General features: G+C 64.4%; 30 protein-coding genes and 1 pseudogene. 7 read left to right on the forward strand and 24 right to left on the reverse strand.

What is annotated here, in order from left to right; translation table 11 throughout:
• Nucleotides 1-3: 3 nt before the first annotated feature.
• The 15 genes from CDO81_RS25935 to CDO81_RS26005 form a co-directional block, all read right to left on the reverse strand.
• The gene (locus tag CDO81_RS25935) at nucleotides 4-312 is read right to left on the reverse strand and encodes a heavy-metal-associated domain-containing protein (protein ID WP_088486195.1); all 309 of its coding nucleotides are present in this window, start codon (nucleotides 310-312) and stop codon (nucleotides 4-6) included.
• Between the two features lie 19 nt (nucleotides 313-331).
• Nucleotides 332-664, reverse strand: coding sequence for a DUF2933 domain-containing protein (locus CDO81_RS25940; RefSeq protein ID WP_088486156.1), 333 nt, complete (start codon nucleotides 662-664; stop codon nucleotides 332-334).
• Nucleotides 665-688: 24 nt separating this feature from the next.
• Complete coding sequence (locus tag CDO81_RS25945; RefSeq protein ID WP_144397414.1) at nucleotides 689-973, reverse strand: hypothetical protein; 285 nt, start codon at nucleotides 971-973, stop codon at nucleotides 689-691.
• A 789-nt stretch (nucleotides 974-1762) separates the two neighbouring features.
• The gene (locus CDO81_RS25950) at nucleotides 1763-3052 is read right to left on the reverse strand and encodes a phospholipase D-like domain-containing protein (RefSeq protein WP_088486158.1); all 1290 of its coding nucleotides are present in this window, start codon (nucleotides 3050-3052) and stop codon (nucleotides 1763-1765) included.
• 3 nt (nucleotides 3053-3055) lie between these two features.
• On the reverse strand, nucleotides 3056-4318 hold the full coding sequence (locus CDO81_RS25955) for an MgtC/SapB family protein (RefSeq protein ID WP_088486159.1): 1263 nt from the start codon (nucleotides 4316-4318) through the stop codon (nucleotides 3056-3058).
• A complete protein-coding gene (locus CDO81_RS25960) occupies nucleotides 4315-5133 on the reverse strand; it encodes an alpha/beta fold hydrolase (RefSeq protein ID WP_088486160.1) in 819 nt (272 codons plus the stop codon). Before CDO81_RS25960 ends, CDO81_RS25955 begins: the two co-directional genes overlap by 4 nt.
• A gap of 15 nt (nucleotides 5134-5148) precedes the next feature.
• Complete coding sequence (locus tag CDO81_RS25965) at nucleotides 5149-5529, reverse strand: hypothetical protein (RefSeq protein WP_088486161.1); 381 nt, start codon at nucleotides 5527-5529, stop codon at nucleotides 5149-5151.
• Nucleotides 5530-5627: 98 nt separating this feature from the next.
• Nucleotides 5628-5984, reverse strand: coding sequence for a copper-binding protein (locus tag CDO81_RS25970; protein ID WP_088486162.1), 357 nt, complete (start codon nucleotides 5982-5984; stop codon nucleotides 5628-5630).
• Nucleotides 5985-5995: 11 nt separating this feature from the next.
• Complete coding sequence (locus CDO81_RS25975) at nucleotides 5996-6484, reverse strand: DUF411 domain-containing protein (RefSeq protein ID WP_088486196.1); 489 nt, start codon at nucleotides 6482-6484, stop codon at nucleotides 5996-5998.
• On the reverse strand, nucleotides 6465-6989 hold the full coding sequence (locus CDO81_RS25980) for a cupredoxin domain-containing protein (protein WP_088486163.1): 525 nt from the start codon (nucleotides 6987-6989) through the stop codon (nucleotides 6465-6467). The genes CDO81_RS25975 and CDO81_RS25980 overlap by 20 nt, the downstream gene beginning before the upstream one ends.
• Nucleotides 6990-7053: 64 nt before the next feature.
• Nucleotides 7054-8463: a multicopper oxidase family protein gene (locus CDO81_RS25985; RefSeq protein WP_088486164.1), complete on the reverse strand. Its 1410-nt coding sequence runs from the start codon at nucleotides 8461-8463 to the stop codon at nucleotides 7054-7056.
• 15 nt (nucleotides 8464-8478) lie between these two features.
• Nucleotides 8479-9909, reverse strand: coding sequence for a TolC family protein (locus CDO81_RS25990; RefSeq protein WP_088486165.1), 1431 nt, complete (start codon nucleotides 9907-9909; stop codon nucleotides 8479-8481).
• Nucleotides 9910-9918: 9 nt separating this feature from the next.
• On the reverse strand, nucleotides 9919-10308 hold the full coding sequence (locus CDO81_RS27875) for a hypothetical protein (RefSeq protein WP_144397415.1): 390 nt from the start codon (nucleotides 10306-10308) through the stop codon (nucleotides 9919-9921).
• A 118-nt stretch (nucleotides 10309-10426) separates the two neighbouring features.
• The gene (locus CDO81_RS26000) at nucleotides 10427-10843 is read right to left on the reverse strand and encodes a hypothetical protein (RefSeq protein ID WP_088486167.1); all 417 of its coding nucleotides are present in this window, start codon (nucleotides 10841-10843) and stop codon (nucleotides 10427-10429) included.
• A gap of 42 nt (nucleotides 10844-10885) precedes the next feature.
• A complete protein-coding gene (locus CDO81_RS26005) occupies nucleotides 10886-11230 on the reverse strand; it encodes a hypothetical protein (RefSeq protein ID WP_088486168.1) in 345 nt (114 codons plus the stop codon).
• A gap of 158 nt (nucleotides 11231-11388) precedes the next feature.
• On the opposite strand from CDO81_RS26005, the gene CDO81_RS26010 reads away from it, so the two are divergent.
• Nucleotides 11389-12069, forward strand: coding sequence for a heavy metal response regulator transcription factor (locus tag CDO81_RS26010; protein ID WP_158218436.1), 681 nt, complete (start codon nucleotides 11389-11391; stop codon nucleotides 12067-12069).
• Nucleotides 12066-13424, forward strand: coding sequence for a heavy metal sensor histidine kinase (locus tag CDO81_RS26015; RefSeq protein WP_088486170.1), 1359 nt, complete (start codon nucleotides 12066-12068; stop codon nucleotides 13422-13424). The genes CDO81_RS26010 and CDO81_RS26015 overlap by 4 nt, the downstream gene beginning before the upstream one ends.
• A 27-nt stretch (nucleotides 13425-13451) precedes the next feature.
• Here CDO81_RS26015 and CDO81_RS26020 read toward each other — a convergent pair whose 3' ends face one another.
• Nucleotides 13452-14714, reverse strand: coding sequence for a type II restriction endonuclease (locus CDO81_RS26020; protein ID WP_088486171.1), 1263 nt, complete (start codon nucleotides 14712-14714; stop codon nucleotides 13452-13454).
• A 124-nt stretch (nucleotides 14715-14838) separates the two neighbouring features.
• On the opposite strand from CDO81_RS26020, the gene CDO81_RS26025 reads away from it, so the two are divergent.
• The 3 genes from CDO81_RS26025 to CDO81_RS26035 all read left to right on the forward strand — a co-directional run bounded on the left by CDO81_RS26025 (nucleotide 14839) and on the right by CDO81_RS26035 (nucleotide 16157).
• Nucleotides 14839-15342, forward strand: coding sequence for a class I SAM-dependent methyltransferase (locus CDO81_RS26025; RefSeq protein ID WP_088486172.1), 504 nt, complete (start codon nucleotides 14839-14841; stop codon nucleotides 15340-15342).
• Nucleotides 15299-15721, forward strand: a complete 423-nt coding sequence (locus CDO81_RS26030) for a hypothetical protein (RefSeq protein WP_088486173.1) — start codon at nucleotides 15299-15301, stop codon at nucleotides 15719-15721. The genes CDO81_RS26025 and CDO81_RS26030 overlap by 44 nt, the downstream gene beginning before the upstream one ends.
• Nucleotides 15722-15857: 136 nt before the next feature.
• Nucleotides 15858-16157: a CopK family periplasmic copper-binding protein gene (locus tag CDO81_RS26035; protein ID WP_088486174.1), complete on the forward strand. Its 300-nt coding sequence runs from the start codon at nucleotides 15858-15860 to the stop codon at nucleotides 16155-16157.
• Between the two features lie 148 nt (nucleotides 16158-16305).
• Here the strand turns inward: CDO81_RS26035 and CDO81_RS26040 are convergent, their stop codons facing one another.
• Nucleotides 16306-16560: a heavy-metal-associated domain-containing protein gene (locus CDO81_RS26040; protein ID WP_088486175.1), complete on the reverse strand. Its 255-nt coding sequence runs from the start codon at nucleotides 16558-16560 to the stop codon at nucleotides 16306-16308.
• 173 nt (nucleotides 16561-16733) lie between these two features.
• Here CDO81_RS26040 and CDO81_RS26045 point away from each other — a divergent pair, with 173 nt between their 5' ends.
• Together CDO81_RS26045 and cueR are read left to right on the forward strand one after the other, a co-directional pair.
• Nucleotides 16734-19136 (forward strand): heavy metal translocating P-type ATPase, encoded by a 2403-nt coding sequence (locus CDO81_RS26045; protein ID WP_088486176.1) that lies wholly within the window; start codon nucleotides 16734-16736, stop codon nucleotides 19134-19136.
• Between the two features lie 41 nt (nucleotides 19137-19177).
• A complete protein-coding gene (cueR, locus tag CDO81_RS26050) occupies nucleotides 19178-19639 on the forward strand; it encodes a Cu(I)-responsive transcriptional regulator (protein WP_088486177.1) in 462 nt (153 codons plus the stop codon).
• A gap of 403 nt (nucleotides 19640-20042) precedes the next feature.
• Here the strand turns inward: cueR and CDO81_RS29005 are convergent, their stop codons facing one another.
• The 7 genes and pseudogenes from CDO81_RS29005 to CDO81_RS26085 all read right to left on the reverse strand — a co-directional run bounded on the left by CDO81_RS29005 (nucleotide 20043) and on the right by CDO81_RS26085 (nucleotide 25191).
• Nucleotides 20043-20528, reverse strand: coding sequence for a TonB-dependent receptor domain-containing protein (locus CDO81_RS29005; RefSeq protein ID WP_338153610.1), 486 nt, complete (start codon nucleotides 20526-20528; stop codon nucleotides 20043-20045).
• 8 nt (nucleotides 20529-20536) lie between these two features.
• Nucleotides 20537-20974: pseudogene (locus tag CDO81_RS29010) on the reverse strand (cytochrome b); the annotation flags it as partial.
• Between the two features lie 8 nt (nucleotides 20975-20982).
• Nucleotides 20983-21678 carry a copper resistance protein B gene (locus CDO81_RS26065; RefSeq protein ID WP_088486180.1) on the reverse strand — a complete coding sequence of 232 codons (696 nt, stop codon included), beginning with the start codon at nucleotides 21676-21678 and terminating at the stop codon, nucleotides 20983-20985.
• Between the two features lie 11 nt (nucleotides 21679-21689).
• Nucleotides 21690-23468 carry a copper resistance system multicopper oxidase gene (locus CDO81_RS26070; RefSeq protein WP_088486181.1) on the reverse strand — a complete coding sequence of 593 codons (1779 nt, stop codon included), beginning with the start codon at nucleotides 23466-23468 and terminating at the stop codon, nucleotides 21690-21692.
• A gap of 21 nt (nucleotides 23469-23489) precedes the next feature.
• A complete protein-coding gene (locus CDO81_RS26075; RefSeq protein ID WP_338139989.1) occupies nucleotides 23490-23933 on the reverse strand; it encodes a copper-binding protein in 444 nt (147 codons plus the stop codon).
• On the reverse strand, nucleotides 23927-24274 hold the full coding sequence (locus CDO81_RS26080; RefSeq protein WP_088486183.1) for a cupredoxin domain-containing protein: 348 nt from the start codon (nucleotides 24272-24274) through the stop codon (nucleotides 23927-23929). The genes CDO81_RS26075 and CDO81_RS26080 overlap by 7 nt, the downstream gene beginning before the upstream one ends.
• A 233-nt stretch (nucleotides 24275-24507) precedes the next feature.
• Nucleotides 24508-25191 carry a VIT1/CCC1 transporter family protein gene (locus CDO81_RS26085; protein WP_088486184.1) on the reverse strand — a complete coding sequence of 228 codons (684 nt, stop codon included), beginning with the start codon at nucleotides 25189-25191 and terminating at the stop codon, nucleotides 24508-24510.
• Nucleotides 25192-25517: the final 326 nt, after the last annotated feature.

Raw genomic sequence — 25517 nt, forward strand, 5'->3', positions numbered from 1 at the left:
GCCCTAGTGGCAGCAGCAGCCGCCATGGCCCTTCGTGCCATGGCCCGATTTGGAATCGTGGCAGCCCCCCGGCCGCGGCGAGCCTGCGGAAGCGGGGGCCGATGACGCCGACGCCTCATAGCCCGCATCCGACAGCGCGCCCAGGAGCGCCGGCACATGCTGCCCCGCCTGCTCACCCGTCACTCGAGCGGTACCGCTGGCCAGGTCGACCTGTACATCCGCCACGCCCGGCACCCGCTTGAGTGCCTTGGTGACCGACGCGACACAGGATCCGCAGGTCATGCCTGCAACTTTGATTTCGGTGGTTTCCATGCTGTTCTCCAAGATTCGGTCAGTGATGGTGGCCGCCATGACCGCCGGCGCTTGGGGGGCGGGCCGAATCTTGACCAGGGCGACGGGTTGTCCGGTCGTCTGCATCGGAAGACGGGGCATTGCCATGTCCTGCATGGCCTCCGTGCCCCCCATGACCTCCGTGTCCGAAGACGTGCATCAACGGGCAGGCCAGAATGAAGAGGAAGGGCAGCAACTGCAGAAGATGGGCGTTGTGGCGGTAGAACATCCAGGCCACGGCTGCGGCCAAACCCAGCCACAGCAGCCACTGGTTGATGCGGGACCAGTTCGGGCGGCTTTGACGGCCCTGTCCCGGTTCATTTGACAGATTCATGACGTTGCTCCTTGACGAGGCGGGTTACTGGTTCTTGTGAACCTTGCCGTGGTCGTGCAGGGGCTTGGCTTTCGCCTTGGCCCCCGAGGCTGCGTTCTCTGGCGCACAGGGCATCGCCTTGCTCGACGGAGCATTGCGCTCGGCTCCGTGGTCATGGCGCTTCATGCCGGAACCACACTCCGACGGCATGGAGGCCGCAGAGGCAGCGACCGGTGCCGCAGCGGTCTTGCCGTCTTGGGCGAACACAGCTCCGGCAGAGAGGGCGATGGCGAGCGCCATCGAAACGGTGGCGAACGTAGAGGTACGCATGGCAAAGGCTCCTTCATGGAGTGGTAGGAAAACAAGGGGGATACGCTTGGCATCGACCGGGTGCCGATGCCTGAAGCAAGGAACGACGTTCCACCCTCCGCCAGCGCACTCGGGCGGACGGCGAGCGTCAGGGCGCGCTAAAGCGCCAACCGCAGGAGCGAGATGCGCAAGGGTGGCCCCACGCCGCGTCGCTCAAACGTGCCGTTCGATCGGCCTGAAATGCGTGCTGGCTCATCAACCAGGGCAGCCGGTTGGCCAGAGAGAAGGGCTATCGGCTGGACGCTGCCGCTCACATCGGGCGTGTACTTGCACGAGGGAGTCGATACCGACAGCTTGTCGCAAAAGTCCAGACAGTTGGCTTGGGCGCCTTCTTCGTCCTCGGGCGCCCCGTCATGACCATGGTGTGTCGCAGCGTGCGCCGAAATCGTCTCGGGGGGGGCGTCATGGTGATGATCGGCCGTCTGCAACGCGCATGCATGCACGACACCCACGGCGATACCGAAGCACCACAGCAATAGCACTCGGGAGGCCCAGCGGCGGAGACTGCGACGGCTGCCAAACATGGTCAGTTACGAATCCTGTCTTCCATGAGGTCAGGATAGGCATCAGCCCCCCACTCGCCATTGATGTGGATCAAGCCGCATTCCGTACTCGGCTACGGAGTCCGGACTGGCGGTCTCTTCAGCGCGCGTACGTGTTAGCCGCAACTTCCTGTCCAAAGCCAAGCGCCAGCCTGGTGCATTCGATCCGACAGCAATCGCGAGAGCGCAGTTGCCCATGTCGGGCAGATCATTGCTGCCGTTCCAGCACGATTCCCAGCAGCGCCAGTGCACGCTCCAACATGGGGCGAGCGCGCCAGTCCGCCATCTGAATCGCCAAGCTGGCTGCCCAATGCTGATGAAAGCCCTGCACCAGGGCCTGCACGGCCTCGGCGTCGACGAGCACGACGTTCACCTCGTCATTCAGGCCGAATGAGCGGTTGTCGAAATTGCTGGTCCCGACAACCGCCAGGCCATCGTCGATGACCAGCAGCTTCGTATGGTTCATGCCCGGCTGGTACTCGGCAATTTCGACGCCGGCCTCAAGCAGCATCCCGTAACGCCGTCGACTCGCCCGGCGCGCGATGGGGTGGTTGTTGTGTCGCCCCGGAACGAGTACTCGCACGCTGACACCGCGACTCGTCGCACGTTGCAGCTCTGACCGCATGCTGCGATCTGGCAAAAAGTAGGGCGACTGGATCAGCACGGATCGCCGGGCGCTGGCGATCGCGAGTTGGAACAGCATCCGCGCGCGCGTTGCCTTCCCCGCGGACGGTGTGCCGGCGACCACGATGGCCTGACGCCCCGAGGCGGCGCTGGGCGCCAGGGCCCGACAGTCAGGAAAGGATCCAGCGTCTGCCAGCAGTTCACCGGCGCTTTCCAGCCAGTTCTCCGCGAAGACGGCCTGCAACGACGACACCACCGGGCCTTGCAGCCGCACCATCGTGTCTCGCCAAGGCGGAAGGCCCGCCTGTGGCTGGTCCCACCAAGACGCTATCCCGGCGCCCCCGACAAATGCCTCCAGCCCGTCCACAACCAGCAGTTCCCGGTGCGTGCGGTTGTTGAACCGCTTGAGCGTGTACCAACGCACCGGCTGGTACCACGCCACCTCGCCACCGGCTGCGCGCAGCGCGGCAAAGTACCGGTCCGGTGTGTTCCAGCAGCCAATCGCATCGACCACGATCCGCACTCGGACGCCTGCCTTCGCCCGCTCGGCGAGCGTGGACAGGAACCGATCGGCGATCCGGCTGCGGCGGAAGATGTAAGCCTCGAGATGCACCGTACGCCGGGCCTGCATGATCGACTCAAGCATGGCCTGGTAGAAGCCCTCCCCGTCGGGAATCACTTCGATCCCCGTCGCATTGCCCACCGGCGCATCCGCGAGCGCAGCGATCAACCCCAGCAGTTCGTGGCTTCCCGGCTGTGGTGGCATCTCGTTCACCGTGTAGCGAAGTCCCGGCTCAGCCAGCACAAGCAAAAACAGCACGCCCAGCAACGCCGCGCTGGCAAGCAGCAGTCCATGCCAGAGCTCGAAGGCCATGTGCTACGGCACCAGGAAGGCGACGACCATGCCGGCGGCAGCCATCGCCAGGTAGGCCGGAAGCACCTTCAAAGCCAGGCCCCTTCCGTCCAGCGAAGTCATCAGGCCAAGCTTGGTCAGCTGATTGACCGTCGCGGCGATGAACAGGGCGAACGTCGCAACCGAAGCAGCTACCGAACCCTCGAGCACCATGCGTCCGATGGAGAGCGTGATCGCGTCCACATCCACCAGCCCCGACACCGCTGCCGTGATGAGGACGCCGGCGTCGCCCAGGCGATCCGCAAGAAAGCGACCAGCGAGTATGACGCCTGCCAGGAACGCCCCGAACTGGAGCGCTGCACTGAGCTTCAGCGGATTCCCGACATTCAGATCAGGCAAGCCTTCGGCGACCGAGCGCTTCGCTAGAAGCGCACCGAGAATGCCCCCCGTCACGGCCATCGCCGCGAAGGTGAGGATCGGCCCCGATCCCAACGCAGGTGCCACCACCGCAACAAGCACCGCCATCCGGGCGAACATTGCAGAACAGGCCAGGATTGCTCCACCAGCAGCCAATGCGCGCCAAGCTGGCGTCTCGCGGGCCCAGCGTGCAAGCGTTGCCGTTGTGGCCGTGCTGGACACCAATCCGCCGAGCAACGCCGTCACCGTCAATCCCCGCCTTGCGCCGAGCCAGCGCATCAGAACGAACCCGGCAAACGAAAGCAGGGCCAGCAGCACGACCGCCCACCAGAGCCTATAAGGATTCAGCGCCTCGTATGGCCCGAAGCCCCGATCGGGGAGCACAGGCAACACGACGACGCTGATCAGCAGGAGCTGCGTGCCACTGTTGAGTTCAGCCTCAGAGAGCTTCCCTATGCCGGTATGCAGGGGACGTTTGAACTGAAGCAGTGCCAGCACGACCACGGCCACCACGGTTGATAGCGTCCATGCCCCGCTCGTCGCCAAAGCCCCGATCACGAAGGTTGCGAGCGCGGCGACGAAAGTAGTCAAGCCCATCACGGCGTGCATGCGTGCCGTGATCAGGTAGCCGGCCGTCAGCAACAGGCCGACCAGCACGAGCAGCGCGATGAGTACGACCGCTCCCCAACGCTGCGCGAGAAGCCCGCCCAGGCCGCCCAGCACCCCGATCAACGCAAACGTCCGCAGCCCGGCCACGCGGTGCCCGTCGGGCAGATCCCGCTGATGCCAACCGCGTTCCGTGCCGATCAGCATGCCTGCAGCGAGGGCAAGCCCGAGACCGGTCAGCGTGGCGCTGTCGAGGTCGTTCATGACGCCACCGATGGAAGCGCATTCAGCCAAGTCAACATGCGGTCCAGGCATTGCTGGGGCGCCTTCAGCCAAGGATGATGGCCCTGCCCTGGGAGCATCTCGAGCTGCCACGTCTTCCGCCCGGCCGTCAACCGCCGCGAGCCCTCGGGCGGTGCAGTGGAATCTTCAGAGCCGTGAATTACCAAGACTGGTATATCAGGCTTCAAGTGCGTCGCCTCGCGCATGAGATCGTGGCGGTAGACGACTTCCCACAACGACGTGGTCGACGATGCCATATTGTGTTCCACGAGATCCTCCGCCACTTCGCGCGGCATGTCGGCCAACAAGCGAGGCAGCAGCCTGCCGGCGACGCGACGGGTGATGAGGCAGGCCAATGCGGTCGCCCAAATGTTGGTGTAAATCCAGCCACCGGGCTGCCGCGCGAACCAGGTCGCGGCTCCGGCCATGCCTTTGAAGCACGGGGGGCTGATGAGCACCAGTCGGACAACGCGTTCAGGCCACCGGGCCGCGTATGCAAGGGCAAGCGTCGCCCCCATGGAGTGGCCGACCAGCGTGATGCGGCCCTCCCCTGCCAGCGAGGCATCCAGTGCATCAAGATGCCGCTCCAGCGTGTAGCGCATCCAGGGGCGGGGCGACGCGCCGAATCCCAGCAGATCCACCAGGACGCGTCGGTGACCCGGAACGGTGAACGGTACGGAGCCACAGGTCCAGTAGCGATGCGTGCCACCCAGCCCGTGAAGCATCACCAGAACCTCGCTGCCCTGCCCATCCTCGAATCGACTCAGCGCGATGGGCTTGCCTGGTCGGGCGAACATCGATGCGCCTGAGCTTCAGCGCTGCAGGCGCATGTCCAGACGCACCGCGTCAGCGGACTTGTTCGTCCACATCCAGCAGTACGTCTCCTGCACACCGACCTGAAGCACTCCGTCACTGGCGGTGGCCTGGGTCAGCTTGGCAGGAAACTCAGCGGACTTGCCGACGTGGAAGTGGACGTTGAAGTCCAGCGGCGCCGCGGCACTGAAGCGCCAGCGAACCGACTCGCCAGCCTTCAGGCCACCACATACCTCGACAAACTTCCCGGCCGGGACGGACAACCCGCGCGCGAACGCGCCGGAATCGTCCCAGGCAATCTCGACAACGTGCTGCGAAGCCAGCGACGGACGCGCCAGCACCATTGCCAGCACGATCAGCGACATGCGTGCAATCAACATGAATCCCTCCAGGTGGCTGCGATCTATGCTGTCGGCGCCGCCGCCGCCAGCGGCGGCGCGCTCCGAACAAGGCGGTCTGTGTAAGCCGGGCGGCAGAACTACTTGCCGGCGGGCTGGATTTCTGTCACGACGATAGCGCCATTGATCTTGTCGGCCTTGAAGCGCACCTTGTCGCCAGCCTTCACCTGATCCAGCCAGGCGGGATCCTTGACCTGGAACACCATCGTCATGCCCGGCATCTCGAGGTTCTTAATCTCGCCATGCTTAATGGTGATCTTCTTGGTGTCCTTGTCGACCTTCTTGACCTCACCATCGGTCAACTCAGCAGCAATGCCCGTCGACGGCATCTTGCTATGGTCCATGGTCTGAGCGCGCACGGGCAGGCTCAGCGCGGCGCCGGCGGTGAGGGCCAGGCCGACGAAGGCGGCAAGAGGCAGGTTCTTCGAAGCTTTCATGGGGATCTCCTTCAGGGGTAGTTTTGATAAACGCGGGTGCTGCCGTCTCTGGCCACGAGCAACACTTGATACGGATCCTTGCGGCCACCGTATTCGGGGCTGTCCATGCCCGGCGAGCCGATGGGCATGGATGGAACGGCCAAACCCAGCGCTTCCGGCTTTTCCTTGAGCAGACGCAGGATCTCGCGGGCGGGGACATGGCCTTCCACCACATAGCCAGCCACCTCAGCGGTGTGGCAGGACGCAAGCTTCTCGGGCACGCCGAGCCGCCGGCGCGCGCCGATGTTGCCGATTTCCCGCACCTGTACGACCAGACCGCTCGAGCGAAGATGTTCGACCCAGACCTTGCAGCAGCCACAGTTGGGGTCCTTCCAGACGGTCACCAGCGGCTGCTTTGCGTCAGGCCGCGCCAACGCGAGGCAAGGGAGCGCAAGCCCGGCCAAGCCCAGACTTAGACCCAGCACCAGCCGGCGCTGACGTTCAGTGCTTGTGATCGGCATGGCCATCTACCTTTGCAGCGCCGGCCTTGCCGGCGACGTTGACCGCACCCTTCATACCAGCGTCGTAGTGGCCGGGTTGCAGGCATGCGAAGTCGATCTTGCCGGCCTTGGTGAACTGCCACACGATCTCACCGGTCTTGCCCGGAGAGACGGTGACCATGTTGGGGTCGGCGTGCTCCATCTCCGGGTTCTTCTTCATGACCTCGTAGTGTTCCTTGAGCTCCTTCTCGGTGCCCAGCACCATCTCGTGCTTGACCTGGCCGGAGTTCTTCACGACGAAGCGCACGGTTTCACCCTGTTTGACGTCGACGCTCGAAGGGGTGAAGCGCATCGCGTCGGTCATGTCGATCTGGACGGTGCGCGTGGCCTTGCCTGCAACACCAGGCTTGCCGATGGCGTCGCTGTCGTGGCCGTGGCCGCCGGGGTGATTGCCGCTAGCCAAAGCAGCGCCGGAAATCAGCGCGAAAGCCAGTGCCGAGAGTGCGCGGGGGGAGATGAATTTCATGACTACTTCCTTGGGATGTCGTTTCAGATTGGCGGGGTTGAACAACGGGTTCGGGTAGATCGGATCAATGGCCGGAGTGGCCAGTGGGCTTGCGGACATTGACCTCAGATGGAGGGGCGGGAGTCTTGCGCGGCATCGACTGGCCACCTTCAGCGGCGAAGCGTGCCGGTTCAGGCAGGGCTCCGCTCCACTCGAAGGCCACCTCGCCCTTGGGGTGTTGGTACCAGCCCGGATCGCTGTAGTCGCCAGCCTTCTGGTTCTTGCGTACCTTGACGATCGAGAACATGCCGCCCATCTCGACGCCCCCGAAGGGGCCCTGGCCAGTCATCATGGGCAGGGTGTTGTCGGGCAGCGGCATCTCCATCTCGCCCATATCGGCCATACCGCGCTCGCCCATCACCATGTAGTCGGGAACCAGCTTGGTGATCTTCTTGGCCACGCTGCGGTGGTCCACGCCAATCATGGTTGGCACGTCGTGCCCCATCGCGTTCATGGTGTGGTGGCTCTTGTGGCAGTGGAAGGCCCAGTCACCTTCCTCGTCCGCCAGGAACTCGATCTGGCGCATCTGGCCGACGGCCACGTCGGTGGTGACCTCATACCAGCGCGTGCCTTTAGGTGTCGGTCCGCCGTCCGTGCCCGTCACCAGGAACTCATGCCCGTGAAGGTGGATCGGGTGGTTCGTCATCGTCAGGTTGCCGATCCGGATGCGCACCTTGTCGTTCTTGCGCACGTTCAGCGTGTCGATGCCCGGGAACACGCGACTGTTCCAGCACCACAGGTTGAAGTTCGTCATCGTCATGATCTTGGGCGTAGCAGCGCCCGGGTCGATGTCGAAGGCATTGAGCAGGAAGCAGAAATCGCGATCAACCGCCTCGATCAGCGGATGGTTGGTCTTCGGATGCGTGACCCAGAAGCCCATCATCCCCATCGCCATCTGCGTCATCTCGTCGGCGTGCGGGTGATACATGAAGGTGCCGGGGCGGCGCGCCACGAACTCGTAGACAAAGGTCTTGCCCGGCTGAATGGACTTTTGGTTCAGCCCGGCCACGCCATCCATGCCATTGGGCAGGCGCTGGCCATGCCAGTGGATGCTGGTGTGCTCGGGCAGCTTGTTGGTGACGAAGACGCGCACCCGGTCACCCTCGACCACTTCGATGGTGGGGCCCGGCGACTGGCCGTTGTAGCCCCACAGGTGAGCCTTCATGCCGGGAGCGAGTTCGCGCACCACGGGCTCAGCCACCAGATGGAACTCCTTGACACCCTGGTTCATGCGCCAGGGCAGCGTCCAACCGTTGAGCGTCACCACCGGGTTGTAGGGTCGACCGGTCTGCGGCAGCAGCGGCGCCATCGTGTCGGGCTTAGTCTGCAGCACCGGTTCAGGCAGTGCCGCCATGGCCACACGGCTGACCGCAGCCGCGGAGGCCGCAGCAGTGATGGCACCGGCACTGCGAAACAAATCACGTCGAGAAACCATTCTTTTGCTCCTAAATCATTTGGCGGGGGCAGTAGCCCCAACGATTTCGGCAGAGGCACCCCCGCCGCCCAGGCTGGGCGAGCCCACCATCGCCATGTCGAGATCGGCCTTGGCCATCCAGAAATCGCGTTGTGCGTCGATGGCGGCATTCACGGCAGCAATCGAAGCGCGTGCGTCTGCCAACAGCTCGAACACGCTGATGAACATCCCGTTGTAGAGGAGACCGTTCTCCTCTGATACTCGCTTTGCCGTTGGGACGATGTCGTCGCGGTAATGGCGCGCGATGTCATAGGCGCTGCGATAGCCCAAATAGGCCTGCCGCACCTCGGAACGCGCATCGATCGCCGTCTGCGCGGCGCGGTGTACGCTCTGCATGTACAGCGCCTCGCTGCGAGCGACCCTCGCCGCGCCCCAGTCGAATAGCGGGATTTCGACGCTCACCGCATAGCCCGTCTGGCGAGGTGCATCGTTGAAGGTGTTGCGCTGGTAGCCGAACTCCAACACGTTGATGAAGCGCGTCACCTTGGTCAGCCCAAGGTTCTTGGCAGTCGCCTCGGCCTGAAGCTTGGCCGCCTGAACATCCAGGCGCTGCGCCATCGCGATGTTCTCGATGTCGGGTTGATCTTTCGGCTCCGCAGGCAGATCAGGCAGCCGCTCAGGCAGCGTGAACTGCATCTGCGCACCCCACAGTCCCAGCAAGCGCACCAGGCGTTCGCGAGACCCCACCCTTGCTTGCTCCGCACGCGCAAGATTGAGCGTCGTCTCGGCAAAGAAGCCGTGCTCGCGAGCCTGCTGCAGCTTGGTCCAATTGCCCGCGAGAGCCAGGCGCTTGGCCAGTTCGGCACCGGCGTCGGCCGTTTCACGGACGTCGCGCATGTAGCGCGATGTCTGCTCGGCGGCCACGGCGGCGTAGTAGGCCTTGCGGGTCTCGGCGGCCAGCGACAGCATCTCCATGGAGACTGCACGCTGCGTGGCGGCAAACCGCCGCGCCTCGAGCTGGCGGGTCAGGGGCAACGCGATCAGGTGTGCCAGGTCAAATGAGAACGTGCGGTCGATCTCGCGCGCATCGCCCTGGCGCAGCTTGGCGAAGCTGAAGCCCGGGTTGGGCAAGCGGCTGGCCTGCACCAACTCGGCTTCGGCGATACCCAGCTCCTGGAAGCTTGCCTGCAGGCCTCGGTTGTTCAGCAAGGCGATCTGCACCGCGCTATCCGCGGTGAGCGGCTGTGCGAGCAGTTCCGAGACGCGGGTGGAGACGCGGTCCTGATCGGCATCGGTCTTGATGGCCTCGACGCTTTGGCCGAGGTGCTGCTTGGCGACCGCCTGGACAGGCTGCATGCCGCCATCGGCGCTCAGCGTGGCGCAACCTGCCAGCAGCAGCGGGGAGACGGCGAGCGCCACCAATCGCAGGCGTCGCAGGACGGGGTAAGTCGGGGAAGGCGTGGTCATTCGTCGTCCTCAATTCATCTTGTGGCCTTGATGCCCTGCGGGCTGAGGCTTGGCGGCCTCGCTCTTCGGCACAGAAGCCGGCGCCGCCGGCATATCGGGTGCATCCGGTTGTCGAGCCTCCTTGGCATAAACCCGCCAGCCGCCGATGCGGCCCACGTTGTTGTTCGTGTCGACCCAGGGGGCTGGCTCCGTGTCGGCATAGGGGCGATAGCCCAGCATCGGGGAGCGATAGATGAGTGGCGGCACCTCGACTCGCGGGTCAGCGGCGTCTGCGCGCTGTCTCTGCGTGGCGGGCTTGGGTGCTTCCGCAGAGGTTTGAGCCTGCGAGGTGGCCGACAGTGCAAGGGCGAACGTTGCCCATGCGGCGGCTACGCGATGGCGCGTGAAAACTTCAATCATGATGATCCTGCTGTTGAACCGCCGGACGTCCCGCGTCGCGTCAAGCGCGCGCAGACTTCAGCGCAAAAGGGAGTTCAAAGCGAGCACACAGCGCCGCAGTGCGGCGACGTCGCCGTGCTCAGGCGTGCAGGGATCGAGGGGGGCGATCGAGTCCACCGACCAGGATCCGGTCGTGTGCAACTGGCGTGGTCGCCACGACCACCGGGTGCGACCGAATCACATCGAAATGGATAACGGTCGACACCATGGCCGTCAGGTGGCAGCAGGAAGCACAGGCGCTGCACTTGTGGGCGTGGCCTGACTTGACGGACTTGGCGATCTCGCCGTGCGAACTCTGAGAGAGCTGCGCATGATCGTGGCCACCGTGCTCGTGGGCTTCGGCCGCATCCTCGTGGCTGTGAGGCATCTGAAGCGCCGCTTCCTGGCCTTGGTGATGAGCAGGCCCGCAGGCTGCCATGGCATGGACGGCGTAGCCCTGCAGCGGCAGCGCCACTGCAAGAACCCACGTCAACACCATGCGCAAGAATCTGCTCATTGCCAAAGTCTAAGGCCTGTTCGGCGTGCGACGGGTTCTAAATCAGTATCCGATCATGACCATACGCTGCAGCGAACCGTCAGCACGGGCCCGCTGGAGGTCGCGGATCACCTGCTCACGCGAGCGATCCGTGCCCGCTGTGCCGTCTCGTGCGCTTGCCGCGGCTGGTTGGGTCAGCGACAGGTTGCCATGTCGATCCGACTGCAGCGCCAACAGCTCGGGGCGCGACGGGGCCGTCGGCGCAATGGCGTTTTGCTCAACCTGCAGCCTCGCCTGGCTTGCGACGGTGGCGGGAGCCCCGTTTTGACCACCGGCCAAGACGGGCAAGGCCATGGCGGCCATGATCAGTGTGGCAGCGGTGGCGCGGGCGGCGGAGAGCAGAGACATGGAGTTTCCTGATGCAATGAGTAGCGTGTCGGGTGGCTTAGGCACTGATTCGCAGCACCATGTCTGACACTCTAGGAAGGTCGTCTGGACAGCCACCCGTCCCGCGGATTACGAATTTGTCATCTCCGCCGATTTCGCTTCCTCACAAAATGCAGGGTATGAAGCTGCTGGTGATTGAAGATGAGGCCAAGCTGGCTGACTACCTCCGCAAAGGTCTGACCGAAGCGGGCTATGCCGTAGAGGTCGCCAACGACGGCATCACGGGCCTGCACCTGGCCTTGGAGGGAGATCACGACCTCCTGCTGCTGGACAGCATGCTGCCGGGCATCGACGGACTGAGCCTTCTGGCCACGCTGCGCCGGACCAAGCAAACTCCTGTGTTGATGCTCACCGCCCGCTCAGGCATCGAGGATCGGGTGCACGGGCTGCAAACCGGGGCGGACGACTACCTCATCAAGCCGTTCGCATTCTCTGAACTGCTTGCGCGCATCCAGGTGCTGTTGCGGCGCGCAGGCCCGCGTGCGGGAGTCGAATCGACCACCTTGCAACTGGCGGACCTGGAGGTGGATCTTCTCAGGCGCAAAGCCTCAAGAGCCGGCCAGCGGCTGGACCTGACTGCCAAGGAATTCAACCTGTTGACGCTGCTATTGCGGCGTCAGGGCGAGGTGCTGTCACGGACTGAACTGGCGTCGCAGGTCTGGGATATGAATTTCGACAGCGAGACCAATGTCGTGGAAGTCGCGATTCGGCGGCTGCGCGGAAAGATGGATGTGCCTTTCGAACGGCCGCTGCTGCATACCGTGAGAGGCATGGGCTACGTGCTGGAAGACCGGCCGTGACGACTGTTCCGCCAAGCCGCAGGATCCCCTCGGCCCTCGGTCAGCGGCTTTCGCTATGGCTAGCCGCCCAGACCTTCGTCGGCCTCGGGCTTGTATCGCTGGCGGTCTACCTGCTGATGGTCGTCGACCTGGAGCAGCGGCAGACGGAGTCTTTGCAGCACAAGCGGGAGCTGATCGAACACGTGCTGGACGAAGCGCGGGGGGACCGTGACCTCCAATCGCTCAAGCACAAGTTGGACGACTTCTTTCTTGGTCACCGCGACTTGGCTTTGACGCTGCGCCATCCGGACAGAACCACGCTTTACGACAACGCCGGCTCCGCCCATTCGTTCAAGGCAAATAAGCGCAGCATCTTTGACTTGCCGCACTGGGAGCCTGGTGGCGGCACTCTGGTGGCGGAGATGGTGCTGGACATCTCCGCGGACCAGCAGTTCCTGAAACGACTGGGGCTGACGTTGATGACCGCCTCGCTCATCGGGTCGATGATCGTGTCGGTCGGCAGCTTCCTTCTGGTGCGGCGAGGTTTGGCGCCCGTGCGCCACCTGGTCACGCAGACGCGTGGTCTCGCAGCCGAGAAGCTCCACGAGCGATTGGATGGGTCCCAGCAGCCCCGAGAGCTTCAACCTTTGGTGGAGCAGTTCAACGCCTTGCTCTCCAGGCTGAGCCGGGCCTACGCTCAATTGGAGGGCTTCAATGCCGATGTCGCTCACGAACTTCGCACCCCGCTCGCCACCTTGATCACCAGCACAGAAGTCGCGCTGCGGGATCCGGCTTTGCCGCACGCCACCGCCGACCTGCTCGGGTCCAACCTGGAAGAGCTGCGCCGCATGACGGGAATCGTCAACGACATGCTCTTCCTGTCCCACGCCAACAGTGGCACTGTCGCCCGCCGCCAGCCTGTGCAAAGCCTGGCCGCCCTGGCCGCCGACGTCGTGGAGTATCACGAGGCTGCCCTCGCAGAAGCCGGGCTGGCGGTGGACATCCAGGGGGACGGCTCCGGCAATCTCGACGCGTCGCTGCTCAAGCGGGCCCTGTCCAACCTGCTGGGCAACGCGACCCGCTACGCCACACCGCAATCCATCGTCAAGGTGCGCATCCAGGCCGCGACTCCCGGCATGCTCGAGTTGTCCGTCGCGAACAAAGGCCCAAGCATCCCGCCAGAACACCTGCCTCGCCTGTTCGATCGCTTTTACCGCGCCGATCCCTCGCGTACCCAGGCCAGCGTCAACCATGGTCTGGGTCTTTCCATCGTCGCGGCGATCGCTCGAATGCACGGCGGTGAGCCGTTTGTGCAGTCCAATGATGACGAGACACGCGTCGGGTTGACGATGCATTCGACTCCCGACCCGACGTAGCGCCGCAAGGCACCGCCTCGCCCCTCTCTAGAGCGCCTGGGAAATCTCCAGGAGCGGCTTCAGCCCCGAGCCAAACCGCCCGATCGCCTCCCGGTGCTGCTGCAGCTGGCTGTACGGCAGATACCGGATGCCGAGTTCAGAGACCCGCGAGAACGCCGGACGGCGCAATTGCTGGGCCACCTCGTCACGGCGGTTGTCCGGTGCCACCAGGAAAAGCGTGCTCTTCGCGCCGACCTCGGTGCCCAGGGCCAGATCCAGCATCCGCACGATGCCGGAATAGATGGACGTCGAGTGCTCAACCTCAAACGCCGCCGCCACCGACTGCGTTGCGGCATCGACCCAGACCACATCGATCAGCTTCACCGCTTCGGCGCCGGCTTGGGCGCCGACCGGCAACTGCGTCAGGCATCCGTCGCCCAGGGGCACGCCCTGATGCAGCCTCCCGCGATCGTTTGACGCGATCCAGACCGCGTAGCCCAACGAGCGCCCCATGTCCCGCAGCCAACTCTGGATCTCGGTGTGGCTGGTGTCGCTCTCCCTTTCAGCGGCCCACTGCCTCTGCGCGGCTGCGGATTCCTGGCGCACCTTGTCCAGGTCCTCCTCCCAGGAACGCATCCCGCCCACATCGCCCGGACGCGGCGGTGCCGGATAGCGCCCGCTGCCCACGTCGAACATGAGGCCCGCGATCGCGCCGAGATCGTTGGACAGCCGCGTCCGATGCTCGCCGTTCAACCGGATCGCTCCTTCGCGCATGGACAGGTAGTGGTCCCAGCGCCCCAGCTTCACATTGCCACCGGTGATGGCGTTGTAGCCCTTCACGATCGCCGTGTTGAATGGCATGACCAGCGTCGGGTGGATGAAGTACAGCAGGTTGGCCACGGCCGGCCCCAACCCTTTGATCTTGAGGGCGTCAATACGCTGGATGGCCGCGATCACCGCCTCGGCCGTGTCACAGCAGTCGCAGGCATTCAACAGCCGCGAGAACGCGCGCTGGTTGTCGCCGTTCTCGTAGATGTCGGGAATTCGCAGCTTGGGTTTCCACAGGAAAGCGTGGTCGGCCCCCTTGAAGATCTGGCGCTGCTCGGCGACCGAACCCACCACCGTCTCCAGGGACGAGCCGCGGTATTGGTTGCCGAAGGTCCCGGCATCGATATCGCGAACCACCTGCCCGATGCCACGCCTGATCGAGCGGAAGTTCTTGAGCCGCTCGTCCCAGAGGAACCAGCTGTTGAAGCTGCTGTGCGGATCGGCCTTCCAGTGATCGATCAGAATCGAGAGGTTTTCCGTCATGGTTGGGCAACGGTGGCGATGTCGGGCGCCGCATTGTCAGGTACGTCCGCGGGCCCTCGGCCTGTCCCACATCGATGGTCGCGCGCCGCGAGCGCGGCATACCCGCTGAGGCGAGCCCCATGAAATGAATGCACAAACCGCCGCCGCAGGGCTGCTGGGCGACACGCCGGGCCGAGACTACGCACGCAAGTTGGCGCTCTTCAACGCCTTCGCCGCGCCGGAGATCCGCTGTGCTGTCGCAAGCCTGGGCCTCAAGCCTGGCATGCGCGTTCTCGACGTGGGTTGTGGTACCGGCGAAGCACTTGGCTGGTTGTCGGCAGCAGTCCAGCCTGGAGGGATGGTCGTCGGGATCGATTTGTCGATCGCTCACGTGACCGCGGCGCGTGCCACGGCGCCAGAAGACTGCCTGGTTGTTCAAGGGGACCTGTGCAGGCCGCCATTTCCGCTGGCGAGCTTCGACGCCATTTGGTCCGTCAATACCGTCAACCATCTGCATGATCGGCTGGCAGGTTTGAAAGACCATGGCCAGCCTGCTTCGACCGGGTGGGTGCATCGCGCTCGGCCAAAGCTTATTGCTCCCCGAAATGGTCTTCGCCTGGGATTCGCGCCTGGAACGGGTCACCAATGAGGCTGTTCGCCGGTACTACCGGGATCGATATGGCCTTGATGAACGCGACCTGGCGGATGTCCGGGCCATCGTGGGCTTGCTTAGGTCGGCCGGGTTCAACCGGGTCAACGCCCGTACCTTCATGATCGAGCGTTTGGCGCCATTGCGGCCGGAAGACGAGCGCTATCTCGTCGAGGCCATCTTTCGGAACACGTGGGGGGCGAGGCTGAAGCCCTATCTCGCGGAAGACGACTACGCCGCGCTGTCGCGGCTTTGCGATCCGCTGCATCCGGAGTTTGCGTTGCGACGACCGGATTTCCACTTCCTGCAGACCTTCACGTTGGCGACAGGCGAATACCAGGGTGAATCGGCGGGGCCGGATCGTCCCGTGGCGACTTAGCCATGGACCCATGGGCCTGAGCCCTGGCTCAACCTGACGAATTTGTCATGTGACAGACGGCGAGCCGTCGGGGGCCGCTTTCTAGAGTTGGATAGTGCTCAAAGCACTGATCAGCCACTCCAGGAAAGGACACATCATGAAGTCGTTCGCTATTGCACTTGTTCTCTCGGCCGCCTTTGCTGGCATGGCCCCCCCCGCGCTGGCCAGCGACGCGCTGGAAAACTCCAGCATCGTCAAGACCCGTGTCGAGCTCGATGATGGCGGCACGCTCTACGTCTTCAAGGACGGCAAGATGGCGCGTGAAGACCGGTTCGGCCGCGCCGTGTATCTCAAGAAGGGCGAAACCTTGGTCGCGCGCGACGGGACCAAGATCGCCGCCATCGGCAACGAAGTGGCCCGGCTGGATGCCTTGCTGAAGGAAGGTCACAACGGTTGAAGGCCGCTTGGCCTCGCTTGCCTTCGTCAGGCGGATTGCCCTGTGATGAACCTTGCCGGCTTCGCAGCCGGCATGTTCGCTTCCAAAGCAGAACAAAGGCGCTGAGCTGATGCCCAAAGCCCTTGTCAATCACGCCTCCTGAGGCGCTTCAGCCGCCACAGCAGCCTTTGCGGCCGGCTGTGGCCGGGACTTCTGCCGGTTGTGCTGCCAAGATGGGCGAGTAGCCAGCCGCCTTGATGGCGTCCATCAACTCGCCAGTATCGGCGGCAACCGGTTCGACCTGGACGCGATGCGCTGCCACATCGATCTCCACCCGGGCATCCGGGTCCGTGCCCTTCAGGGCCTTCGTGATGGTGCTGGCGCAGTGGCCGCAGGTCATATCGCTGACGACAAACGTGATCATGGTCAAGCTCCTATTGAATCGGAGCCATGACTCTCAAGCTTTCCACCGTGGGAGGGTCAAGGCCTGCTTGCGGATTGACACAATCTCAGTGGGGTGACCGCCGTTCGCTTGACATTGCCACGATGGGAAGCTTGAGCATCCCGTCATCGTCACCGCCGGCTGAAGAGAAAAGCATGTCGACTTCCATCGCCAATCCTGCAACACCGCCACTGAGTTTTCAGGTGCGCGGCATGACCTGCGCCTCCTGCGTCCTGCGTGTGGAGAAAGCCCTCAAGGCTGTCGATGGCGTCCGGGATGCCACCGTCAACCTCGCCACCGAGAAGGTCTCCGTGTCGGCGGCGACCTCGGTTGCTGCGTCCCAGTTGGCTGCAGCTGTGCAGAAGGCGGGCTATGACGTCGCCACCCGTGAAGTCCAGCTGCAGATCAAAGGCATGACCTGCGCTTCTTGTGTCTCCCGCGTCGAGAAAGCGCTTCTCAAGGTATCCGGCGTGCTCGGGGCCACAGTCAACCTCGCTACGGAGCGCGCCACGATCTCCGCGCTGGCCTCGGTCACCGAAGAGAACTTGCAGGTCGCGGTGCGAAAGGCCGGCTACACCGCCAGTCCTGTGTCGGATGAGAGCGCATCCGCCAGCTCGACACCTGAGGCGCCGGATTGGCTGCCGGTGGCCTTGTCTGCCGCTTTGACGCTGCCATTGGTGGCGCCGATGCTGTTGCAACTCTTGGGCATCGACTGGATGCTGAGTGGCTGGCTGCAACTCGCGCTTGCCGCCCCCGTCCAGTTCTGGCTTGGCGCTCGTTTCTACCGCGCCGGCTGGAAAGCCCTGCGGTCGGGCAGTGGCAACATGGACTTGTTGGTTGCGCTCGGGACTTCCGCAGCGTTCGGGCTGTCCACTTACTTGCTCTTGCGGCACGACCAGCACGGCATGCCCCACCTCTACTTTGAAGCGTCGGCGGCGGTGATCACGCTGGTCCTGCTCGGCAAATGGCTGGAGGCACGGGCCAAGCGTCGCACCACGGCTGCCCTCCAGGCGCTCAACGATCTGCGGCCCGCCGTGGCGCGCGTCCTGCGCGGTGGTGTGGCGTCCGAGACGCCCATCGGCCTGGTACGCGTCGGTGACCTGGTGCTCGTCCGCCCCGGCGACCGGCTGCCAGTGGATGGGGAGATCGTTGAGGGCAGCAGCCATGTCAACGAGTCGCTGATCACCGGTGAAAGCCTTCCGGTCGCCAAGGCCCTGGGTGACCGAGTCACCGGAGGCTCGGTCAACGCCGAAGGCGTCCTGACGGTCAAAACCTTGGCCGTCGGCGCTGAGACCACGCTCGCGCGAATCATCAGGATGGTCGAGAACGCCCAGGCCGCCAAGGCGCCGATCCAGCGGATCGTGGACCGCGTCAGCGCTGTCTTCGTGCCGGTGGTCCTGGGCATTGCCTTGTTGACCCTTGTCGGCTGGATCATGGCCACCGGCAACTGGGAGCAGGCACTGATCAATGCCGTCGCGGTGCTGGTCATTGCCTGCCCCTGCGCCCTGGGACTGGCGACACCGACAGCCATCATGGCCGGCACCGGCGTGGCGGCTCAACATGGCGTTCTGATCAAGGATGCGCAGGCACTCGAGGTCGCGCACACCGTCGACACCGTCGTTTTCGACAAGACCGGCACCCTCACCGAGGGCAAGCCGACGCTCGTCGAGGTTCACGCGACTCCGGGGTCCGATCAGACCGAAGTCCTGGCGCTGTCCGCCGCACTGCAACGAAGCAGCGAACACCCGCTTGCCGTTGCTGTCATGGACCGCGTGCGGGAGGACCGCGTGCCCGTACCGGAGGCTCGCGATACCCGTGCCCTGCCGGGCCGGGGCATGGAAGCCGTTGTTCGCAACCAGCGCATCACGCTGGGTAGCAACCGGTTGCTGTCTGAGCTTGGACTGGAGCCGGGCGCCCTCGCTGCCGACGCCCGCCGGCTTGAAGACGAAGGCCGCAGCATCTCTTGGCTCGTACGGGAGATCGAACATGGGAAGCAGTTGGTGGGAATGTTGGCCTTCGGTGACACCGTCAAGGCATCCGCCAAGGCGGCTGTGGACCGGCTGCATGCGCTGGGCATCGACACTGTGCTCCTGACTGGCGACACCCAAGGCAGCGCTCAAGTCGTGGGGCGGGCGCTGGGAATCGGCCAGATCCGGGCCGAAGTTCTGCCCAGCGACAAGGCTGACGTCGTGGCCCAGCTGCGGGCGAGTGGCAAGAAGGTCGCCATGGTGGGCGACGGCATCAACGATGCGCCGGCATTGGCAGCGGCCGATGTGGGCATTGCGATGGCCACGGGTACCGACGTCGCGATGGAGACTGCGGGCATCACCCTGATGCGCGGCGACCCGTCGCTGGTGCCGGCTTCGCTGGACATCTCGCGCAAGACCTACGCGACCATCAAGCGCGGACTCTTCTGGGCCTTCATCTACAACCTCATCGGCATCCCGCTGGCAGCCTTCGGGTTGCTAAATCCGATGGTGGCCGGTGCGGCAATGGCGCTCAGCAGTGTCAGTGTCGTCGCCAACGCGCTGCTGCTGCGCCGCTGGCAAGCCAGCTGACACGCATATCCTGGGATAGAAGGGAGCAAACAATGCAAGGCATGAACATCGGCCAGGCGGCCGACGGATCCGGGGTCTCGGCCAAGATGATCCGGCACTACGAGCAGGTCGGCCTGCTGCCTGCGGCGCGCCGCACGGAGTCGGGCTACCGGCAGTACGGTGACAATGAAGTGCACACGCTGCGCTTCATCCGGCAGGCCCGCGACCTTGGGTTTTCCATCGCGGAGATCAGCGAGCTGTTGGGCCTCTGGCAAAACCGCCGGCGCTCCAGCCGCGTCGTCAAAGGGCTGGCCCAGGCGCACATCCAGGCGCTGGAGGCCAAGGCCCAGGAATTGCTCGCCATGAAAGCGACGTTGGAGCATCTGGTGCATTGCTGCCACGGCGATGACCGCCCGGATTGCCCCATCCTCGACACGCTTGCAGGCAGCGCGGCTGACCCCGAGCCTATGCAGCTCAACACGGCCGAGGCCAAGGGGCGGCGGCAGAAGACCCAGTTCCAGTAAAGCCGCCACACAAGGACGATATGTGGATTGAAGGCCATTGGTTCTCGAAAGACCTGCTCAGCCAAGTGCTCCTGATCTGGCTACTCGGCGTGGCCGTCGCTGGCGTCTTCGTGTGGCGCTTGGCTCACAAGAAGAAGAGCCCGGCCGCCAAGAACCAACCTGCCAAGCGAACCCGACGGCCCGCTCGCAAATGAGGCTCTGAAGTGGCCCGACCGGGCGCCTCGTTGATGGAAGCTGAGCTGATGCCGAACGCCCTTGCCAGTCATGCCTCCCCTTGTGTTTCACGCGCAGCAGCGGCCTTTGCCGCCAGCGGGGGGCGGGACCGCTGTCAGCATTCCCACGATGGGGCGGTCAAGTGCCGCTTGCAAATCTCTTCTGGGGCCTGGCACGGTTAACCCATCGGCTAGAAGTTGGCAGCGAGCGACACCCTGAACGATCTTGATTCGATGGGGTGCAAGTGGACGTCGTCCACGCCTGCGGCGGGCTCGCCGCGCAAGCGCGACATGTAGTAGTAGTCGATCGCTGACGCTTTGCGGTTGCTGAGGTTGAACGCCTCCAGCTCGATGCGCATCTTGGGGCCGATCTTGTACCCGATGCGGGCGTTGATAGTTGCCGTGCTGGACGAGCGCACAGAGTTGTCTTCAATCAATGGGCGCGGCCCAAAGTAGCGGTACTGCACGGCACCGAACCATGGCCCGAGGTTGTCCACGGCGAGTGCCAACGATCCCACCCCTTCGACTGAGCCGGGGATGCGACTACCGATGCCATCCGGGTCACCATCGTTGAAGCGGGCGCGGGCAAACGCCACGTCAGCATCGACGGTGAGCCAATCCGAAAGTTTGCCGCGACATGCAACGCGGCTACCGCCATCAAGGCATAGTTCGTCCACTTGTGCACTTGTTCCAGCAACTGCATCTGCGCGTGATCAGTGCCCAGCAAGGACGGCAACTCGGCGACTCCGAACAGCACGATCACCTCGCCCATCCGATTGCTCAGCAGGTACCCGCTGACCGGCGCCGCCACCATGAGCAGATAAAGCGCCGCGTGGGTGGCGTGCGCCAGCCAACGCTGAGCGCGTGGCAACGAAGGCAAAGGCGGTGGGGCGCGCCGCGCCGCCCGAACCAGCAACCGCGCCAGGATCAGCCCGAAGGCGCTGACGCCGAGCCAACGATGCCAGTCGAACCAACCCTGCCGCCCCACGGCGGCATCAGGCATGTCTCCCAGGATCAACCCCGCGGTAGCCGCGCCCGCCAGCGCCTGCGCCACCAGCCAGTGCATGAGCACCGCCGGCGAGCTGTAGCGTTCGAACTCGGTCGCGTTTGCCTGATCGCTCATCGGTCACCTCAAAACAGAAGTCGCAGCCCGGCGCGCCACTGCGTCGCTGCGGTCTCCCCGCCGGACTGCGCGCGCGGATAGAACGTGCGCGACAGACTCACATAGGGCGCGACGCGCCGGTTGAACTCGTAACGCGCCTGCACGCCCAGATCGGCCTGGTAGGCGCCGCGACGAACCGTCGCGTCGATGTCGGAAGCCGACCACTCGAGACCCACTGAAGGCGTGACGATGAAGCGATTGGTGAGCAGGAACTCGTTCTCGAAGCGCGTGCGGGCGAAGACCTTGCCGTCGTCGCGCACGAACAGCTTCAGGTCGACATCGAAGGCATAGGGTGCGAGCCCGCGCACGCCGAGCGCCAGGTAGTTGCGCCCGTCGGGCCGCTCGTCGCGGCGCAGGCCGATCTGCGCGTCCCAGAACGGGGCGATGTAGCGCCCGTAGAGCAACTGCAGTTCGGCCGCCTCGGTTCGCCCGCCGCGCCGCTCGGTATCGAGCTGGTACCACAGGCGGTTGAAGTCGCCGCCGACCCAGCCGTCGATGGCCAGCGACTGCGCCGAGCCGGATTGTCCGCGTACCTTGCCGGCGTCGGCCTCAATCAGCGTGTAGGAGTAGATCGAATCGTCCTCCATCGCCTGCGCTCCCAGGGCAACGGTGGCCAACAGCGCGCCGCCCGCGCGGCGCAACGCCGCACTCATGTTCTTCTGCATCGGCGTGATCCTCAGGCGACCTTGACCAGGCGCATCATCCCGGTGGCGGCGTGGTAGAAGAGGTGGCAGTGGAAGGCCCACATGCCTTCGTCCTCGAAGGTGGCGTCGAGCTCGACGGTCTGCGCCGGCGGCACGATGATGGTGTGCTTGCGGGGCGCGTACACACCGTTGCCGTTGACCAGTTCCATGAACACGCCGTGCAGGTGCATCGGGTGTTCCATCATGGTCTCGTTGACGAACTTGATGCGCACGCGCTGCCCCAGGCCCATCTCGAGCGGCTCGGCCTGCGACAGCTTCTTGTCGTTGATGCCCCAGAAGTAACGTGCCATGTCCCCGGTCAGCCGCACCAGCACTTCCTTCTCAGGCGCGCGGTCATCGGCATTGCGCGTGAGGGCACGCAGGTGTGCGTACTTCAGCCGCCTCAGGCCATCGACGTCAGGTTCCGGCTTCGGAGGTGCGGCGCCCATGGCGGCCATACCACCCATGCCCGCCATGCCGGCATGCGGGTCGGCCGGCTTGGCTGCCATGCCGGCCATGCCAGGCATGCCGGCCATCGCATCGGCGGGCCTGGCCGGCGCCGGCATCGCCATGCCGGCATGTCCGGCGGCGCCCGGTGCGGTGGCCGCAGGCTTGCCCATGTCCATGCCCGCCATGCCGCCGCCGCCCATGTCCATGCCGGCCATGCCCATGTCGGCCATCGTGCGCACGGGCTTGGGCCCCAGCTCGGGCACCGGCGCGCTCATTCCGACTTCGGGCGCCAGCGTGCCACGTGCGTAGCCGATGCGGGCGATGGTGGGCACGAAGATCGTGTAGGCCTTGGCTTCCTTCGGCTGCACGATGACGTCGTAGGTCTCGCCGTTGCCGATGCGGAACTCGTCGACCTCCACTGGGTTGACGTTCTGACCGTCGGCCTGCACCACCGTCATCGGCAAGCCCGGAATGCGCACGTCGTACAGGTTCATCGGCGAGGCGTTGACGAAACGCAGGCGTACGCGCTCGCCCGGCTTGAACAGCCCGGTCCAGTTCTCGCCGGGTCGTTTGCCCTGCAGCAGGAACGACCATTCGTCGCCGCCGTCGCTGTAGTCGGTGGGGTCCATGCGCATCTTGGCCCACTCCATGCGCTCGGCCCACAGCGCATCGCGCGCCTTGGCGTCGGGTGCGCTGCGCAACTGGGCGAAGAACTGCGGCGTGGTCACCCGGCGGTAGTTGTAGTAACCGTCCACCTTCTTGAGGTTGGCCAGCACCTGCTGCGGCGGGGTGTCGATCCAGTCGGAGATGACGACGACGTAGTCGCGGTCGTACTGGAAGGGGTCGGGCTTGGCCGGCTCGACGATGAGCGGCGCGAAGTACCCCGCCGCCTCCTGCAGCGCGGCGTGGCTGTGATACCAATAGGTTCCGGACTGCCGCAGCTTGAAGCGGTAGGTGAAGGTCTCGCCGGGGAGGATGCCGGGGTAGGTGACGCCGGGCACACCGTCCTGGTCGTTGGGCACGAGCAGGCCGTGCCAGTGGATGCCGGTGATCTCGCGCAGCTTGTTGGTGACGCGGATCACCACCTCGTCGCCTTCGCGAAAACGCAGCACCGGGCCCGGCATCGTGCCGTTGATGGTGATGCCCTGCGCGGGCTTGCCGGTGACGTTGAGCGTGGTCTCGGCCACGCTCAGGTCGTAGGAGCGCGACACCGGGGTGTCGCGCAGGTCGACTGCCTTGACTTGCGCCCACGCGCGCGGCAGGACAGCCAGCGCACCAAGGCCGGCCAGGGTTTGCAGGGTTCGGCGCTTGGGTGTGTCCATCGGGTCGTACCTCCTGCCCGTTTACTTGGCGGCTTCGATCGAGGTGACGACGATCACGCCGTCGGCCTTATCGGCCGTGAACCTCACCTTTTCTCCCACCTTGACCTTATCCAGCAGCGCCGCGTCCTTGACCTGGAAGACCATGGTCATGCCGGGCATGTCCAGGTTCTTGATGTCGCCGTGCTTCAGGGTGATCTTCTTGGCTTCCTTGTCAATCTTGCGCACCTCGCCTTCGCTCAGCGACGCCGCCATGCCGTCCATCTTCATGCCATCCATCTTGCTGTGATCCACCGCCTGGGCATGCGCGCCGATCGCGAAGGGCGCTGAGGCGGCGAATGCAAGTGCGACTAGGAGAGGCTTCAAGTTCTTCATTTCGATAGCTCCATAAAGTGTGGAAAAAGTTTGCAGCGGGCACCGAGCACCGACAAGTGCCGGGTGCCGTCGCCATGCCGTGACGATCAGCACTTATTGCCTGCGACTGCCACAACCACCGGTCTTCGGGGTGCGGGCCTTCCGCACCGCTTTAATGAGCCCACCATTCCGGCGTCGTAGTGTCTCGGCGGCAGCCAGGAGAAATCCAGCTTGCCGACTTTATCGAAGCAACACACAACTTCGCCGGTCTTGCCGGGCGCCGCCCTAACCATGTCGGCATCGGCGTGTTCCATGCCAGACAGGTTCACCATCATCGCGCGCAGCTCCTTCATCTCTGTCGATATGGCCCGCACCGGTTCATGCTTTACCGCGCCAGAGTTGTAAACGACGACGCGCAAGGTCTCGACGAGTATGGCGCGCATGCTGCCGGTCATGTCCGACCTCAACGGCCCGCGTCTTGTGCGACCTTGCCGGACTCGCCGACCGCGCTGCTGCCAATGCCATGGTCGGCCATTAGACCCAAGATGAAGCGCGTCAAACCAATCGATATTGCGTTCATGTGTCGTCTTTGCTTGCTCGCCACTAGGTGCACCGAACAACATCGTGAACGATCCTCTTTGACAGAAAGCCGACGGTAGAGTGACAGTTTTGTAATGTTGGGAGAGGTTCATGCTGGAAGCACGGCGCCGGCGGCTGCAGTTAGGCCCATAGCTGCGGCGCCCCAGGCCAAAATCCGCACGGCGGATCGGATGCGTCCTGCCCGACCCATGTGGGCTGCCAGCACACCAAGAACAGCCAGTCCCACAAGACTCCCGGCAACCAGCCAACCCGTCAGGCTCGCGCGTGGAGCCAGCAACAGCACCAACAAGGGCCAGCCCGCACCTGCGGCAAAACTTGCGGCTGAGGCCAGTGCTGCCTGCATTGGTCGTGCAGCCAGTTGGTCGGAGAGCCCGAGTTCATCGCGCGCATGGGCTGCTAGTCCGTCGTGCGCCGTTAGCTGACGCGCGACCTCCACGGCTAGGTCGGGGGCCAAGCCTCGCCCAACGTAGATTGCCGCCAATTCCCCCTGTTCGGCCTCCGGATCCGAAGCCAATTCTTCGCTCTCGCGCTCGAGGTCAGCCCTCTCCGTGTCAGCCTGCGAGGCAACGGAGACGTACTCGCCTGCCGCCATCGCAGCTGCGCCAGCGACCAGTGCTGCGACACCCGCGACCACCAAGGTCTGACGATCGGTTCCAGATGCCGCAATGCCAACCAACAGGCTGGCCGTCGAGACGATGCCGTCATTGGCACCCAGTACGGCGGCGCGTAGCCAACCGATCACACCACTTCGATGGCGCTCAGCATGTCTCATCAGAGTGCTCCGTTCGTCTCGAGCTGCTGCAAGCAAATGCCTCACCCGTCATTGCGGTTTGCTCACGTCATCCGTGGCGTCGGGCACCTCAGGTAGCTGCCCTTTTGTCATCACCATGATCAACAGGAAGATGACACCAAGAAAGATTGCGCTCGTGCAACGATACCGAGCCCCAGGCCGCCATTCGCGTGCGGCTGCGACAGCAAGTCGCCGAAAGAAGCGCCGAAGGGTCTAGGGAAGGTCTGCAAAACCTCTCGTCAATCCGACTGGTGCGAGGCCTGAGCGTCGGGGACGATGGTGGGCATGGATCAGATCACGCTCGGCCT

Source organism: Roseateles puraquae (assembly GCF_002205845.1).
Taxonomy (GTDB): Bacteria; Pseudomonadota; Gammaproteobacteria; order Burkholderiales; family Burkholderiaceae_C; genus Pelomonas; species Pelomonas puraquae.

Excerpts from the sequence above, each read along its gene's own strand:
- CDO81_RS25935 (WP_088486195.1), bottom strand. The coding sequence starts at position 312 with ATGGAAACCACCGAAATCAAAGTTGCAGGCATGACCTGCGGATCCTGT.
- CDO81_RS25940 (WP_088486156.1), bottom strand. The coding sequence starts at position 664 with ATGAATCTGTCAAATGAACCGGGACAGGGCCGTCAAAGCCGCCCGAAC.
- CDO81_RS25945 (WP_144397414.1), bottom strand. The coding sequence starts at position 973 with ATGCGTACCTCTACGTTCGCCACCGTTTCGATGGCGCTCGCCATCGCC.
- CDO81_RS25950 (WP_088486158.1), bottom strand. The coding sequence starts at position 3,052 with ATGGCCTTCGAGCTCTGGCATGGACTGCTGCTTGCCAGCGCGGCGTTG.
- CDO81_RS25955 (WP_088486159.1), bottom strand. The coding sequence starts at position 4,318 with ATGAACGACCTCGACAGCGCCACGCTGACCGGTCTCGGGCTTGCCCTC.
- CDO81_RS25960 (WP_088486160.1), bottom strand. The coding sequence starts at position 5,133 with ATGTTCGCCCGACCAGGCAAGCCCATCGCGCTGAGTCGATTCGAGGAT.
- CDO81_RS25965 (WP_088486161.1), bottom strand. The coding sequence starts at position 5,529 with ATGTTGATTGCACGCATGTCGCTGATCGTGCTGGCAATGGTGCTGGCG.
- CDO81_RS25970 (WP_088486162.1), bottom strand. The coding sequence starts at position 5,984 with ATGAAAGCTTCGAAGAACCTGCCTCTTGCCGCCTTCGTCGGCCTGGCC.
- CDO81_RS25975 (WP_088486196.1), bottom strand. The coding sequence starts at position 6,484 with ATGCCGATCACAAGCACTGAACGTCAGCGCCGGCTGGTGCTGGGTCTA.
- CDO81_RS25980 (WP_088486163.1), bottom strand. The coding sequence starts at position 6,989 with ATGAAATTCATCTCCCCCCGCGCACTCTCGGCACTGGCTTTCGCGCTG.
- CDO81_RS25985 (WP_088486164.1), bottom strand. The coding sequence starts at position 8,463 with ATGGTTTCTCGACGTGATTTGTTTCGCAGTGCCGGTGCCATCACTGCT.
- CDO81_RS25990 (WP_088486165.1), bottom strand. The coding sequence starts at position 9,909 with ATGACCACGCCTTCCCCGACTTACCCCGTCCTGCGACGCCTGCGATTG.
- CDO81_RS27875 (WP_144397415.1), bottom strand. The coding sequence starts at position 10,308 with ATGATTGAAGTTTTCACGCGCCATCGCGTAGCCGCCGCATGGGCAACG.
- CDO81_RS26000 (WP_088486167.1), bottom strand. The coding sequence starts at position 10,843 with ATGAGCAGATTCTTGCGCATGGTGTTGACGTGGGTTCTTGCAGTGGCG.
- CDO81_RS26005 (WP_088486168.1), bottom strand. The coding sequence starts at position 11,230 with ATGTCTCTGCTCTCCGCCGCCCGCGCCACCGCTGCCACACTGATCATG.
- CDO81_RS26010 (WP_158218436.1), top strand. The coding sequence starts at position 11,389 with ATGAAGCTGCTGGTGATTGAAGATGAGGCCAAGCTGGCTGACTACCTC.
- CDO81_RS26020 (WP_088486171.1), bottom strand. The coding sequence starts at position 14,714 with ATGACGGAAAACCTCTCGATTCTGATCGATCACTGGAAGGCCGATCCG.
- CDO81_RS26025 (WP_088486172.1), top strand. The coding sequence starts at position 14,839 with ATGAATGCACAAACCGCCGCCGCAGGGCTGCTGGGCGACACGCCGGGC.
- CDO81_RS26030 (WP_088486173.1), top strand. The coding sequence starts at position 15,299 with ATGGTCTTCGCCTGGGATTCGCGCCTGGAACGGGTCACCAATGAGGCT.
- CDO81_RS26035 (WP_088486174.1), top strand. The coding sequence starts at position 15,858 with ATGAAGTCGTTCGCTATTGCACTTGTTCTCTCGGCCGCCTTTGCTGGC.
- CDO81_RS26040 (WP_088486175.1), bottom strand. The coding sequence starts at position 16,560 with ATGATCACGTTTGTCGTCAGCGATATGACCTGCGGCCACTGCGCCAGC.
- CDO81_RS26045 (WP_088486176.1), top strand. The coding sequence starts at position 16,734 with ATGTCGACTTCCATCGCCAATCCTGCAACACCGCCACTGAGTTTTCAG.
- cueR (WP_088486177.1), top strand. The coding sequence starts at position 19,178 with ATGAACATCGGCCAGGCGGCCGACGGATCCGGGGTCTCGGCCAAGATG.
- CDO81_RS26065 (WP_088486180.1), bottom strand. The coding sequence starts at position 21,678 with ATGCAGAAGAACATGAGTGCGGCGTTGCGCCGCGCGGGCGGCGCGCTG.
- CDO81_RS26070 (WP_088486181.1), bottom strand. The coding sequence starts at position 23,468 with ATGGACACACCCAAGCGCCGAACCCTGCAAACCCTGGCCGGCCTTGGT.
- CDO81_RS26080 (WP_088486183.1), bottom strand. The coding sequence starts at position 24,274 with ATGACCGGCAGCATGCGCGCCATACTCGTCGAGACCTTGCGCGTCGTC.
- CDO81_RS26085 (WP_088486184.1), bottom strand. The coding sequence starts at position 25,191 with ATGAGACATGCTGAGCGCCATCGAAGTGGTGTGATCGGTTGGCTACGC.